Raw genomic sequence first — 14952 nt, forward strand, 5'->3', positions numbered from 1 at the left:
AAAACCCAAGTCGTTACAACTTGGGCTAAAATATATTTAGAATGTGGTTGGTTAGTTTAACCTTTAAGTGATGCTTTTAAATATTCTTGGTTCATACGTGCAATATTTTCTAAAGAAATTCCTTTAGGACACTCTACTTCGCAAGCTCCAGTATTGGTACAGTTACCAAAACCTTCTTCATCCATTTGTTTTACCATATTTAATACACGATCTGTAGCTTCAACTTGACCTTGTGGTAATAAGGCAAATTGAGACACTTTTGCACCAACAAATAGCATGGCACTCGAGTTTTTACAGGTTGCTACACATGCACCACAACCAATGCAAGTTGCTGCACTAAAGGCATCGTCTGCATCATGTTTGTTTATAGGAATTGCATTGGCATCAATTGTATTTCCAGAGGTATTTACAGAAATGAATCCTCCTGCATGTTGGATGCGATCAAAAGAACTTCTATCAACAATTAAATCTTTTATTACAGGAAAGGCTTTTGCTCTAAATGGCTCGATGTAAATAGTATCACCATCTTTAAATTTCCTCATGTGCAATTGACATGTTGTAATGCCTCTATCTGGCCCGTGAGCTTCTCCATTGATGTATAGAGAGCACATACCACAAATTCCTTCACGACAATCGTGGTCAAAAGCCACAGGTTCATCGTCTTTGGCAACCAGACTTTCATTTAAAACGTCCAGCATTTCCAAAAAAGACATATCTGGAGAGACATCACTAATTTGATAGTCTACCATTTTCCCTTTGTCGTTGGCGTTTTTTTGACGCCATATTTTTAATGTTAAATTCATAACAAGTGTTTTTTATTGTTCTATTCTATGGTCTTTACCTATTTGAGAAATCTCTAAACCCGTTTTCTCAAAATCGATATCTATACCACCAGTTTTCTTTAAGATAAAATTTAAAAGAGAACACGCTATTATAGTGATTATAAAAACAAATATTCCCGCAATAACTAACATAAAAATAATACCTAATATTCCGCCGCCTAACATTGCCGCACCAGCCGCTAAATCATTTGAGCCACCTATTAATGACCCTAATAAAAGAAAAGGAACATATATTATTAACAGAATCAGTAGATATACTAATGTGACTACTACTGCATACTTTACTGGATCAATTCTTTTTAATTTTAATTTTAAGGTATTAATATTAGTATTCATTGTTTATAATTTAGCTGGTTAGTGTTTGATTACGTTTTATTTGTAGCTTCTTTCTTTTACTTCAATATTTTCGTATATAAGGTCCTCTTTGTGGAGTACAGCATCTTTTGGTTCTCCTTTATATTCCCAAGCAGACACATATTGAAATTCTTTACGACGCATGGCTTCACCTTCACCTGTTTGATATTCTTCTCTAAAGTGCCCTCCAGCAGACTCTTCTCTTAATAACGCATCTTTAGCAAATAATTCACCTAATTCTAAGAAATCTGCAACGCGTAATGCTTTTGCCAATTCTTCGTTATATTCTTGATCTGTACCTGGTACTTTAACATTTTTCCAGAATTCAACTCTTAACTCGGCGATCTCTGTAATAGCAGATTTTAGATCTTCGGCATTACGAGCCATTCCACATTTATTCCACATGATCTTTCCTAAACGTTTGTGGAAATGATCAACAGAATGCGTTCCGCTATTATTGATCAAATGGTTAATATTATCAATGACGCTCTTTTCGGCTTCATCAAATTCTTTGGTATCTGTAGAAATTTTTCCAGTACGAATATCATCAGCAAGATAATCACCAATAGTGTAAGGCAATACAAAATAACCATCGGCTAGACCTTGCATTAATGCCGAGGCACCAAGACGGTTAGCACCATGATCTGAGAAATTAGCTTCTCCTATGCAGTACAATCCTGGAACTGTAGTTTGTAAATTATAATCTACCCAAACACCTCCCATAGTATAATGTACAGCAGGATAAATCATCATTGGCGTTTCGTAAGGATTTTGATCTACAATTTTTTCGTACATCTGGAATAAGTTTCCATACTTGTTCTTTACGATTTCCTGTCCTAATTTTTTAACAAGCGCCTCATCATTTTCGTCTAGACCTTTAACATGGGCTTGCTCTTTTCCGTAGCGCATAAATGCCGAAGCAAAATCTAAGTAAACAGCTTCACCAGTGGCATTTACACCATAACCAGCATCGCATCGCTCTTTAGCAGCTCTTGAGGCAACATCACGAGGCACTAAATTTCCGAAGGCAGGATAACGACGTTCTAAGTAATAATCTCTATCCTCTTCAGCTAATTGTGTCGGTTTTAATGTTCCTTCACGAATTGCTTCTACATCTTTTTTATGTTTAGGAACCCAGATACGTCCATCATTACGTAATGATTCAGACATCAAGGTTAATTTTGATTGGTGATCTCCAGAAACAGGGATACATGTTGGGTGAATTTGAGTGTAACATGGATTAGCAAAATAAGCACCACGTTTGTGTGCTTTCCATGCTGCAGTCACATTACTTCCCATAGCATTGGTAGATAAGAAAAATACATTACCATAACCTCCAGTACCTAATACAACAGCATGAGCAGAATACCTTTCAATTTCTCCAGTGACTAGATTACGAGCAATAATACCTCTTGCTTTTCCATCTACAATGACCACATCTAACATCTCATGGCGATTGTACATTTTTATTTTACCACGACCAATTTGACGGTTCATAGCCGAATAAGCACCTAGTAATAATTGTTGCCCTGTTTGACCAGCAGCATAAAACGTTCTTGATACTAATACACCACCAAATGAGCGGTTGTCTAATAAACCACCATATTCACGAGCAAATGGAACACCTTGTGCCACACACTGGTCAATAATATTTGCAGATACTTCAGCTAAACGATAGACATTGGCTTCACGCGAGCGGTAATCACCACCTTTCACAGTGTCGTAAAATAAACGATAGGTAGAATCACCATCGCCTTGATAGTTTTTTGCTGCATTAATTCCTCCTTGAGCTGCAATAGAATGCGCACGTCTTGGAGAATCTTGAAAACAAAATGCTTTTACATTATAACCGAGCTCGGCAAGCGTTGCGGCAGCAGAACCTCCTGCTAAACCTGTTCCAACAACAATAACATCAATGTTACGTTTGTTTGCAGGATTAACGAGGTCTATTGTGTTTTTATGATTGGTCCACTTGTCTGCTAGTGGTCCCTTTGGTATTTTAGAATCTAAAGCCATATTTAGATGTGTTTTTTAATGAGAAAAAGAAAAGTGATGAAATAACGCAATGAAAATAAATCCTAATGGAACAACGATTGCATAGAATTTTCCAAACCCTTTTAAACCTTTTGTGTATTTATTATTTGCTCCGACCGATTGAAATGCAGAGTCAAAACCATGTAATAAATGAAGTGCTAAGAATACAAAACCTAGACAGTATAAAGCGACGCGCCAGATAGGCTCGAACTTGTGAACTAACTCTTCATGATATCTAAACGCACTTGTGACGTCTTCTGGATTTATTCTACCAGACATGTCTCCAAGAATATACTTTGTATTAATTTCTGGAAACCAAAAGTCGATAAAGTGAATTATCAAGAATACAAGGATAAACCCTCCACTCCAAATCATGTTTCTACTCATCCATGATGAATTAGCAGCACCATTATTTTTAGCATAGCTAATCTGTCTTGCATTTCTATTTTTGATCTCTAATACAAACCCCATAACAAAATGGAAGATGACACCAATAATCAAAACAGGTTGCAAGGCATATTGTACTAACGGATTAGTACCCATGAAATGTGATACCTCGTTAAATGTATCTGGATTGAATACCGAAAGGATATTTATTGCAAAGTGTTGTAAAATGAAAAACATGAGGAAGAGTGCCGAAAGCGCCATGGCAAACTTTCTTCCTATCGACGAATTTAAAATTCCGCTCATTATAATTGTAGTTAATTATTTGTACTACAAAGATAAGGTTCACAGGTATGTGCTACAAATTTTAGCTTCTATTTTAGTTATTTAGAATGGGTTTAATTAAAAGTTGAATCTCGGATTGACAATAGAATTGTAAATCGATCCAAATTGATAACTAAAGCCTAGACTTACAAAGTAGTTATAACCGGATTGTAGTTGTTGTTGTTGAAGTAATAATTCTTCAAGCGATACATCGCCTGCAGGAAGATTGATTTGGTCTCTTGTAATTCTGTAACTACCACTTACATTAAAATTAAACCCTTTAAATACACGAATGTTAGCGCCTAAAAAGAATCCGAATGAATGTAATTCTGTATCGTGTAGATATTGATTAAATGAGGCTTCTCCATTTATATTTCCCCATTCTTGACGAAAACTTCCTCCTAATAAAAAAGAATGTTGAAACAAGAGTTCTTTGTCTTCTGCAAATATGGATCTTTCAATATAATTATTGAATACTAGTCCGTTTCTATACGATAAAATCAGTTGCTTTTTTGCAGATTCAGCATATCTAAAAAAGTTATACTCCAAAGCTGGTCTTAATCGCCAAAATAGGTCATAGTTACTAAATGTTGAGGTTCCAATATTTCCGAAGATTCCATAAGACCAATGATCATTAATACTTATGACATCACTAACATTTAAAGATTTGTTATTGTTTATTGCGACAATGTCTTCACCATCAAATGTGAATGTTGATTTGTTTTCACCAAAATTTGCACGAAATGAGAACTTGTTTTTTTCTGTTACTCGTCTTGCCGAAAGGTTAAAATTTAATCGGCTGAACTTATTAGATTCTTGACCATCAAAAAAGCCATTAGCTCCAACTCTAAATACCCAATAATTCCATGGATCTACCTCAGGCTTATCTTCGGTTTCGGTTTCAGGGCCAGGAACAGAAACGCTAACGCTTGATATATTATCATTAGCAATCCAGAATCGGACTAACCCTAATTTTATGTATTCTAAAGTACGTCGTCTAACATCATCACGTGTCATATTAGAATCTGTAGAGAACTCTAATTTATAATTGATGTTTTCGAACTCATTTTTCCCAATAAAGTCAATTTCGTATAAACGTCCTCCACTTCCATTTCTTTGAGTGACAAAAAATAAGTGTACATCACTAAGGTCTTGATCTCTAACAAATTGTACGTTACCTAGGTTTTGTCTCATGTAGGTGTTATCACAAACATTACAATCGAGAAATATTTTTAGGTCATCGCTCGGCTCATCTTGCGAAAAGGCAATAGAAGAGATAAACAATGCTAGTAGTAAAAAGGCGGACTTTAGCATAATTTGTGATAGTTAGGTTGCAAATATTGAATATTAAAATTTAATAGTGTGGTCGCGTTGCGATTTTAAGTTTTTTTTATGATTGTTATATTTTGAATGTAAAACTAGACAGGTTTTAATTAAATAATGTCAAAAAATTGCAAAAGAAATGTCAAGTCTTTCTAAAATACTTAGTTTTTTAGGTCATATTGAAGACCGGTTCTTTATTTAATTCTCTACATTAGGAATTAATCCTCTTAATCCCATATCGACAACTTGTTCTCCTGCTTCTGGTTCGTACTTTCCATCTACATTTACTTCGGTCCACTCAAAACTATTATTAATTGAGAAGGATAATGTAACTACAACATCTTCAGTTTCATTTCCAGAAATGGTTAATCCATTTTCAAATTCACCTGTAACTACACATGAACCTTGTGGAATTGGAGACGAACTAAATAATGGGTTTGGAACTGTCGTTGCACCTTCAGGAGCTTGACCTTGAGAAGTAAAACCTAAGGCTTCAAATGCCCAAAACCCTTGTGCTCGATTTCCGTTAACGTCAATCGCTGAACCATTAAGGTCAAAAGAGGTGATGTATGAATTGTAACCAACAAAACTGGCTAAGGTTCCTGAAATATCTTGACCATTTACAAATACGTCTATAGTCCCTTCTTGATAGGCTAGAGACACTCTAACCCATTCGTAGTTTCCTGCTGAAATACTGTTTAATGGAACAGATAAAAAGACCTCGTTGTCACCAGCAAAAAGGGCATTTTGGAAATCGATGGCCTGAGAACCTCCTGCTGAAGTTTCGAAACCTTCAAAAATGATTTCGCCAGTGCCTAAAGCTGTTGTAGCCGTTTGAGCAAACTCAATATAATTGGCACTCATTTGGTTTATTGTTGGCGATTGTGCTGCATTACCATTAGCCACAGATACAGGTTGTCCAAGATTACCTAAACGCTCTTGTGTTGGATCAAATTTTAATTTGATGACTAAATTCGGCGTTGTAGGTTGGCTTATGTTGTCTTGATCATTACCACAAGACAAGATCAAGCATAATGTCAAAACACAAATACATTTGAATGATTTCATTAGTTAAGAGTTTTTAGTATAACTCCTAACCCAATAATTTATTTTACTTCGAACATTCTTTTTTCTTTGCCAATTTGAATGGTATACTTCCCTTTTGGGATATAGTATTTACCATTTTGTGCTTTGTTAATATCGATGCTAGAGTTTTCTTTTAGTAATGCTTTTCTCCCTTTTTCGGTAAGTGTCAAATCATAAGTTGTATAATTAAAACCTTTATCGGCATTAATTGTCATCTCGTTCAGCAAAGTACCATTTTCTGAAAGTACTTTAATTGTTTTTCCTTCTGTACTATTAGAGAAGAAGCTTATGTCGATTGATGGTTCATATGGATCAGACCACTGGCTAAAAGAACTTCCCCAACGTGATGAAAATCTGATGTCGTTAACCTTAAATAAGGTCTCAGCTTTAGACATCATCTGATCATTCATTTGTTGTAGAGGAGAAATATCAGTTTTATAAATACTTCTTCCATGCGTTCCTAAAAGTAAATGCTTAGCATCTGGTTGCACTACAATATCATGAATGGCCACATTTGGAAATCCCTTACTAAAGGCTTCCCAGCTCACACCTTGATTAAATGAAACATAAGCACCATTATCGGTTCCTAGATATAACACATTTTCGTTTTCAGAATCTTCTCTAATCACATTTACTGGAGAAGCAGGAATATTAGAACTTATATCTTTCCATGTGTTTCCATAGTCATTACTCATATACGCATAGACTTTAAAATCGTCCCAGCGATACCCATTAAGTGTCACATAAACACGTTCTTTTTTATGCTGAGAAGCGACGATTCGGCTTACCCAAAGATCTTTAGGGAATGTATTGGAAATATTTCCCCAGCTTCCACCAGCATCTTTAGTGATATGAACTAATCCGTCATCACTTCCTGTATAGATTAATCCAAACTGAAATGGCGATTCACTTATTGAAGTTAAGGTTCCGTAGGCCACATTGCCTTTTTTCCCACCATTAGTAAGATCGTCACTAATGGCTGTCCAATTAGTTCCTTGATTCATTGAGCGCATAAGTTTATTACCGCCTAGATATAAAATGTCTTGATTGTGTGGTGACAATAAGATAGGAGTTTGCCAATTAAAGCGGTATGGATTTTCGCCTAATTCATGCTTTGGCTGAATATAGGTTTGCTCATCAGTTTCTAAATTAAGTCTGAAATAGTTTCCAAATTGAAACCCAGTATAAACAACATTGTGATCTCTACTATCAATTTGAATTTGCATACCATCACCACCCATAATACTTTTCCACGGATATTGACCACTTTGATGCCACCTTTTGTTTTCTCTTGAACCATAGGCACCAACCCAAACGCCGTTATCTTGCAAACCTCCATAGACATTATAAGGTTGAGCATTGTCAACATTTATAGCATAAAATTGACCAACTGAAGGTGAATTATTTTTAATCCAGTTCTCACCGTCATCATAGGTAATATTAACACCACCATCATTACCATTGATAAGATGATTAGGGTTTTTAGGATTAATCCAAAGCGCATGATGATCGGCATGAACATTTTCGGCACTTATAGATTTGAACGTTTTTCCACCATCTTTAGATTTTACGATAGGCACACCATAGATGTAAATGTTATCAGAATTATTTGGAGCCACATAAATATGTCCAAAATAGTAGCCATAACTATAATAGATGCCATCCAAATAGTTGTCATGTGTCTTTTTCCAAGTTATTCCGCCATCCGTACTTTTGTAAACTTCGGTGCCAATTACTGGAGTGTCAAACAGCAGTGAGTTTGCATTTTCTAAGTATTTAGCGAGGTCGATAGGTTTAACATTTCCACTACGTACCATTTGTTTGACATTATCTGCTCGATATTTTTCTTGAAACCCATTCATTTTTAAATAAGTATTAAGCTTTTTATTATCTAGAGCTAAAAATGTTTCGGTTGACATGGTTTTAAAATCGTCTTTAGACAACATTTTAGAAGCTTCTTTTTTTGTTTCAGAAGGTCTACGAAACTGACTGTCATGAATAGCATAAATAATAGTATCATCAAAAACTGCTAGGCCAATTCGCCCAACACCTTGACCCGTTGGGAAACCACTTTTTTCGGTAGAGACTTTTGTCCATGTATTCCCTGCATCTGTACTTTTATAGATGGCAGAATTATTTCCACTACCATCAAAATTCCAAGCTTTTCGATCTTTGGTCCACGAAGAAGCAAACATCAAATTAAAATTATTTGGATCACGTTGTACGTCTATAATCCCACTCATATCATCAACAAATAATTTTTGAGACCATGTCTTTCCGCCATCAGTGGTTTTGTAAATACCACGTTCTTGGTTAGGAGAATATAAGTGACCAGTTACACCAACAACGACATGGTCTGGATTGTTTGGGTTTATTAAAATACGACCGATATGATGAGAATCTTTGAGACCCATATTCTGCCATGTCTTTCCATTATCTGTAGATTTTAAAATTCCAATTCCAGCATAACTTGATCGGGATGAATTGTTTTCTCCTGTACCAACCCAAATTGTTCCATTTTTCCAATCAACGGCAATATCTCCAACATTTTGAGTATTTGATGTGTCTAGTATTGGATGAAATGTTGTTCCGTTATTGTTTGTATGCCATACACCTCCAGAAGCATAGCCCACATAAAATTCGGTTGGGTTGTCTGGGTTAACATCTAGATCTGTTACTCGACCACTCATTACTGTAGGACCTATATTGTCAAAAACAACGTTTTTTACTAATGATGTTTTAGTGAGTTGTTCTTTTTGAGCGAGTGCTTTATCTACAATTTGAGATGAAGTTGAAGGTTGTTGTGCAGCTACTGTAATTGCACTTAAAATAAGTGTAAGCGAAAGAAATCGTGAATAAAACATATTGGTTAGAATTTTATTGGCATGAAATTACCATTTTTTTAAATAACAATGATAGTTTTCAATTGTATTTAACGCTTTAATACGGTGTATGTTTAAAGAATTTTAGAGCTGTCTTTTATTAATGGCATCAAAGAATTTTTTACGATAAGTATTACCAATAGGCAATTGCTTTTCCTGTATCCAAACAGTGTCATTGTCGATCTTATTTATATGTGATAAGGCAATAATATAGGACTTATGAATTTGGATGAACTGTGCATTAGGTAATCTTTCAGATAAGTGTTTGAGCGTGCTGTATGTTATAATTTGTTCATTCTTTAGTTGTACTGAAACATAGTTTTTTAAACCTTCTATAAATAGTATTTCTTCAATAAAGACACGATTGAAATTATGTTTCCCATCGGTTTTAATAAAAATAAAAGCATCCTCATTTTCTTCTGTTTTGAAAGGTTTTGCATATTGTTTTTGCGCTTTTAAAACAGCTTTATAAAAGCGTTCAAAAGAAAATGGTTTCAGTAGGTAATCAGCTGTTGCTACTTCATAACTATCTAGTGCAAATTCAGAATAAGCTGTTGTGAATATGATTTGAGTATGAGATGCAATAATTTTTGATAGTTGAATACCTGTAATTTGAGGCATCTGTACGTCTAGGAATACTAAGTCTATGGTGGTGGACTCTAGAAATGCTAGAGCTTCTAGTGGTTTAGTAAAGGTCTTTTGTAATTTTAAAAAGGCCACATCAAGCACATACCGTTCGAGCAATCTTACAGCTGCAGGTTCATCATCTATAATAATACATTTTAACTGTTGCATCAAATGGGAATTTTTAGATAAGCTAGATAAGTGTTGTTCTTGTGTTTGGTATTCAATATGTAGTTGTTATCAAATAATAGCTTTAAACGTTTTTTAATATTGTTTGAACCAATGCCTTTATCCATATAGTTTTCAGAAGGGTTTACTTCATTTTTTGTTTGAATTTCCAAATACTCATCGCTAACATTAATTTTAATAGTCGCTCGTTGCTTTGAATCGTTAATAATACCATGCTTACATAAATTTTCGATAAAATGGATGAGCATTAGTGATGGAACTTTTTGGTTACTTACTTTTCCTTCTATTGATAAATCTACAAAAAACTCGTCCTCATATCTCCTTTTAAAAAAATAAAGATAATCTTCAATGAAAGAGATTTCTTTAGACAAAGGCATATAATTGTCTTTAGCATCATAAGTAACATATCTTAATAATTTAGAAAGTTTTAGAATGTCATTGGCTGTTTCTGGTTGTTTATCATATAACTCTGAATAAAATCCATTTAAGGTATTGAATAAGAAATGTGGACTTATTTGAGATTTTAGCATTGCCATTTGTGCTTCTTGATGTTGTAGTTCTAATTGATGTATTCTGGATTTGTTTTCTGTGAATCTAAAAAACAAAAACATAAGACTGCTAAATAAGCATGGTCTTGAGGCGTATAACGCACTGTCTGTCAGGTAAATGGCTACAATGTTTGGTCTGTTTAGATTGTAATTATGAAAATTGAAGAGTTCTAAAATTAAAATTTCTTCTAAAAAAAATCTAACAATAGCAAAACATAAAGTCATTATGACAAATGAAAATAAGTACTGTACTATTTTGTTAGGTTTTAAAAAACGAGGTGCAAAGACCAAATAGTTTAAAAGATAAACTGAAAAGTAAGCAATATTATAAGTAAAGAATAGTATAACAGCCCCAGGTTTAAACCAAGACGTCCTACCTTGGTTAAAAATTAAATCATTAGAATATTCCCAAGTTTGTCCTATTAAGATGAGTAAAAACCCAAAAATGATGTTGTATTTAAGTTCTTTAGATAATCGCATACTACGAATTTAAGACCATTCTGTACAGTAGTTTGTATAATTATATGAACGGCGCATTTTCTTATATCTACATATGTTTTTACAAGACATTTTCAAAAATAGAATAAAACAAGGCATTGGCATAATCTATACCTTAGGATGTCAGATTATAAATTTCCTGAAAGCATATAGTAATAATATTACGGTAAAGTTTAACTTAAAATTTTATCTCATGAAAAAAATAATCATACTCTTACTTATTGTATGCATAGGTCATACTGCAAAAGCGCAAAAAGAAACACCTACACTAGATACCGAGTTTTTAAGCTTGCATACTTCTTATTTTACAATTAAAAACAATACAATTTCTGGTGAAGGTAAATCTGTATTGAAAGATATTGCAAGTCAATCTCAGTTTGTAGTTTATGGCGAAATGCATGGTTCAGAGCAAACATCAATATTTAATAAGGCATTTATTCCTTTACTATTTGATTCTGGATTTAAATATTTTGCTATTGAAGTTGGCCCTCATTCAGCGGCTAAGCTTACCGAGTTGTCTAGTCCAGCATCCAAAACTGTTGAAAACCTAAAGGCATTTTATTCTAAATATACTGTGGTGCAAGGCGAAGAAGTTGCCGAACCAATTCCTTTTTTTACAAGTACTTCTGATGCTGAATTTTTAAAAGAAGCACGTAGTCGCAATATGCAACTTTGGGGTTTAGATCAGGAGTTCTATTTTTCAGCTTTTTTCTTAATGGACGAGTTAACTAAAACAGCGAGAGGGAGCTCAAAATATGATGATATACAATCTCTAGAAAATCAAGCAAAAGCTATTATGTATAAACATTTTCTAGCTGAATTTAAAAACGAAATTGATAACGCTTATGATGTAATTAAAAAAGAAACAGCAGTTGTAAACTATTTTAATGCATTTGATAAGTCAAATGAAAAAGCGCAAGCACTTATTAAAGATTTAAAAATTAGCTGGGATATATATATAAATTGGAGAAATGATTCTCATGTTGACCGTATAAGTTATATGCGTAATAATTTCATGACTCATTATAACGAAGTATCAAAAACAGAAAAACGACCAAAAGTTTTTACAAAGATAGGTAGTCTCCATGCTAAAAAGACATTCTCTAATGGCGCTTATGATATAGGTGAATTAGTAGAATCATTAGCACAAAAAAATGGAACGGTTGCAACTGTTATTAATTCATGGAGACCTTATGAAAAAGGTAAAGATGGAAAGCTTGTCAATAACTTTGAAAGATATAAAAGAGGGTTTAAACGCTATCAAGTATTTTTTCCATTAGCTAAACAAGATACTTGGGCCATTGTTGATTTGAAAGCGATAAGAAAAGCCATAGATAATAATGAAATCCAATTACCAAAAACAGGAGAGTATCACAAATTAAAAAATTTAATCTATGGTTATGATTATCAGCTTTTATTGCCTGCAGATGAAGATCCTATACCAAATAGATCAAAATAATATTTAAAAGCACCCTGCTAAAAACCATTTTAAATTGCTTGATTTCCAATAAAAATGTTAATTAAATAAATTATAATTCAATTTTTTAACTAAAAAAATCGTTATTTTTCAAAATATTAACTAATAACTTTATTTAAAATGGAAGAGTATTTACCCTTAATTATCCAACTCGTCAGTGGTGCAGTTGGTGGAAACCTTGCAGGATCGCTAATGAAAAAGTTTTCTTTAGGAACGCTTGGTAACTCAATTTTAGGACTTCTTGGAGGAGGACTTGGCGGTCAACTTTTAGGAATGTTAGGACTAGGAGGCGCAGAAGCTGCAGAAGCCTCAGCTAGTATGGATTTACCTAGTATACTTGGTAGCGTTGCTGGTGGTGGTGTTGGTGGAGGTGTTCTCATGGCAATAGTGGGAATGATAAAGAGTGCTATGGGTAGTAAATAACTTTGTGAGCATAATAAAAAAGGCGTTCAATAAATTATTGAACGCCTTTTTTATTTTATGAAATTGTTTTATTCAACAATAAACTTTTTACTAATAGTAGTATTGTCTACTTTTAATTTAATAAAGTAAACACCTGATTGTAGTTCACTTACATTTATAGTACTTAAAGTGTTTGAAGTACTTAAACTTTTAGAAAGAACACGTCTTCCTCTAACATCATATATCGTTGCATGCTCTAATTCAATACTAGGAGCATTGCGAATATTCAAATTATGCTTTACTGGATTTGGATAAATTGAAATATTTTCTGCCAGTTCATTGTCGTCAACACCTAAAGTTGAACATGCAGAATAGGTCATTAAAGTTTGAGAGCATACAGGTATTGCAACATTTCGGTCCATAACATCTGTTCCACCAGCAAGATCACTAGCACCAAGGTCTCTACTGTTCTGTCCATTTGCTATGGAGTAATGCATCACTTCTCCTGCATCGATAATATGAGCTAATTGATGACCATGTCCCAATTCGTGCACAGCAACACTTTCAAAATCTACTTCAAAACCTGTAGCAGTATCTGGGCCAAATTCCCAAGAGAGTACAGATAAACTTCCTGTAAACACATCGTTAAAAACGATATCAAGTTCTGTAACAACAGCATCAAATCCACCACATGTTCCAAATCGAGATGTACAACGACCTAAAACACCTTCTGGCAATTCGGTCCCATTGTCAAAACGAATGATGTTTATACCATCGGCTGCAACCTCATCTGTTGTTGTAACTGCTCCAATTTCCCAATTCACACCAGTTGTACAAACCCAAGTATCAAAAGCTCTTAAGAATGACGCTTTGGCATCGGCATCGGCATCAAAATCTGTGAACATTTGCCAAGTATATCCACCATTTCCATTCGTGTCAAAATGCTGAGACGAAAAGGCATTGGTTCCATTAGATGGGTTTATTTGCGAATAAAATACTGTTAATGTTTGGCTAGACACGTCAGATGAGCCACCACCATTAGTAGTTACTCTAATATCTCCAGTTCCTGCTCTAGAAGGAACCTCTACTACAATTTCAGTATTTGACCAGCTTATAATTTGAGTAGAAAGAGCGGCAAAATAAACAGGTGTTCCCATATTATCTTCACCACCAGCATTTGCATCTCTAAATTCTACAGTACCTTCTGTAGCTCCAAAGCCAGCACCAGTAATTGTTAATTGATCTTTTACACCTCCATTTAAAGTTGTAGGAGAAAAGCTTGTTATTGATGTCGCACCATTTACATTTCTGTTAGCGGTATTATTCTCGAGAATAGTATCAACATTAAAATCTGAAACTTCAACAATTGCAGTATTATTAGTCAAACTTCTAATTTGATTATAAAAGATATCCGTAATACCTTCTTTTGCTTGAAAAGGATTGTGTACCGTATTTTCTTTAAGATTGTATTTGTAAAATCCTTGAGATGAGGCAAAAGGCTTAAATTTATTTTGAGCAGTTCCGTTGGTTATTGCAATATCATTATTATGAAGCATAAAAACACCAATATCACCAACCTCAAGACTTAAACTAGGTGTCACGACCTCAGATTCTGAACCAACAGTTCCACCAGGAGTAATAACTTCTATGATTTGAGTAATCGTTTGTCCTTTAAATATTTTGTAGACTTCAACAGTATTAACTGTAAAAATATTTTTTTGATTATCATCCCAAAATGATGTTTTTGAGATAACTTTTCCTTCAATAATATCTGAAGACGATTGCACCTGTGTATTTAGCGGAACTTCATATAAAAGTTCTTGGGCAATAGAGGTGTTTACCATCATTAATGATAAACATACTGTTAATAACACAGTAGATAGTGTAGTTTTTTTCATGTTGTAGATTTAGGTTTATTAGAGTGAAATATGTATTTCAACGGACAAATATAGCAATTTGTCGATAAACCCAAAATATTATTTAAT

General features: G+C 34.1%; 12 protein-coding genes. 2 read left to right on the forward strand and 10 right to left on the reverse strand.

Translation table 11 applies throughout. From position 1 onward, the window contains the following. Window positions 1-56 precede the first annotated feature (56 nt). From KWG70_RS04365 to KWG70_RS04405, 9 genes are all read right to left on the reverse strand, one after another. Window positions 57-803 carry a succinate dehydrogenase/fumarate reductase iron-sulfur subunit gene (locus KWG70_RS04365; RefSeq protein ID WP_230934756.1) on the reverse strand — a complete coding sequence of 249 codons (747 nt, stop codon included), beginning with the start codon at window positions 801-803 and terminating at the stop codon, window positions 57-59. 12 nt (window positions 804-815) lie between these two features. Beyond that, window positions 816-1178, reverse strand: coding sequence for a hypothetical protein (locus KWG70_RS04370; protein ID WP_230934757.1), 363 nt, complete (start codon window positions 1176-1178; stop codon window positions 816-818). Window positions 1179-1214: 36 nt separating this feature from the next. Beyond that, on the reverse strand, window positions 1215-3212 hold the full coding sequence (locus tag KWG70_RS04375; RefSeq protein WP_230934758.1) for a fumarate reductase/succinate dehydrogenase flavoprotein subunit: 1998 nt from the start codon (window positions 3210-3212) through the stop codon (window positions 1215-1217). A 15-nt stretch (window positions 3213-3227) separates the two neighbouring features. Then, window positions 3228-3920 (reverse strand): succinate dehydrogenase cytochrome b subunit, encoded by a 693-nt coding sequence (locus KWG70_RS04380; RefSeq protein WP_230934759.1) that lies wholly within the window; start codon window positions 3918-3920, stop codon window positions 3228-3230. 96 nt (window positions 3921-4016) lie between these two features. Next, the gene (locus KWG70_RS04385) at window positions 4017-5252 is read right to left on the reverse strand and encodes a hypothetical protein (protein WP_230934760.1); all 1236 of its coding nucleotides are present in this window, start codon (window positions 5250-5252) and stop codon (window positions 4017-4019) included. Window positions 5253-5459: 207 nt separating this feature from the next. Next, window positions 5460-6329, reverse strand: coding sequence for a hypothetical protein (locus tag KWG70_RS04390; protein ID WP_230934761.1), 870 nt, complete (start codon window positions 6327-6329; stop codon window positions 5460-5462). Between the two features lie 38 nt (window positions 6330-6367). Beyond that, window positions 6368-9211 carry a VPS10 domain-containing protein gene (locus KWG70_RS04395; RefSeq protein WP_230934762.1) on the reverse strand — a complete coding sequence of 948 codons (2844 nt, stop codon included), beginning with the start codon at window positions 9209-9211 and terminating at the stop codon, window positions 6368-6370. 102 nt (window positions 9212-9313) lie between these two features. Then, window positions 9314-10024: a LytR/AlgR family response regulator transcription factor gene (locus KWG70_RS04400; protein ID WP_230934763.1), complete on the reverse strand. Its 711-nt coding sequence runs from the start codon at window positions 10022-10024 to the stop codon at window positions 9314-9316. Continuing rightward, entirely contained in the window at window positions 10024-11070 is a 1047-nt protein-coding gene (locus tag KWG70_RS04405) for a sensor histidine kinase (RefSeq protein WP_230934764.1), read from the reverse strand. The genes KWG70_RS04400 and KWG70_RS04405 overlap by 1 nt, the downstream gene beginning before the upstream one ends. A gap of 211 nt (window positions 11071-11281) precedes the next feature. Between KWG70_RS04405 and KWG70_RS04410 the strand changes: the two genes are divergently transcribed. Further along, window positions 11282-12547: a hypothetical protein gene (locus KWG70_RS04410; protein ID WP_230934765.1), complete on the forward strand. Its 1266-nt coding sequence runs from the start codon at window positions 11282-11284 to the stop codon at window positions 12545-12547. A gap of 138 nt (window positions 12548-12685) precedes the next feature. Beyond that, window positions 12686-12988, forward strand: coding sequence for a hypothetical protein (locus KWG70_RS04415; RefSeq protein WP_230934766.1), 303 nt, complete (start codon window positions 12686-12688; stop codon window positions 12986-12988). 68 nt (window positions 12989-13056) lie between these two features. On the opposite strand, the gene KWG70_RS04420 is transcribed toward KWG70_RS04415, so the two are convergent. Beyond that, on the reverse strand, window positions 13057-14865 hold the full coding sequence (locus KWG70_RS04420) for a T9SS type A sorting domain-containing protein (protein ID WP_230934767.1): 1809 nt from the start codon (window positions 14863-14865) through the stop codon (window positions 13057-13059). Window positions 14866-14952: the final 87 nt, after the last annotated feature.

This window comes from Psychroserpens luteolus, from assembly GCF_021032705.1.
GTDB classification, from domain to species: domain Bacteria; phylum Bacteroidota; class Bacteroidia; order Flavobacteriales; family Flavobacteriaceae; genus Psychroserpens; species Psychroserpens luteolus.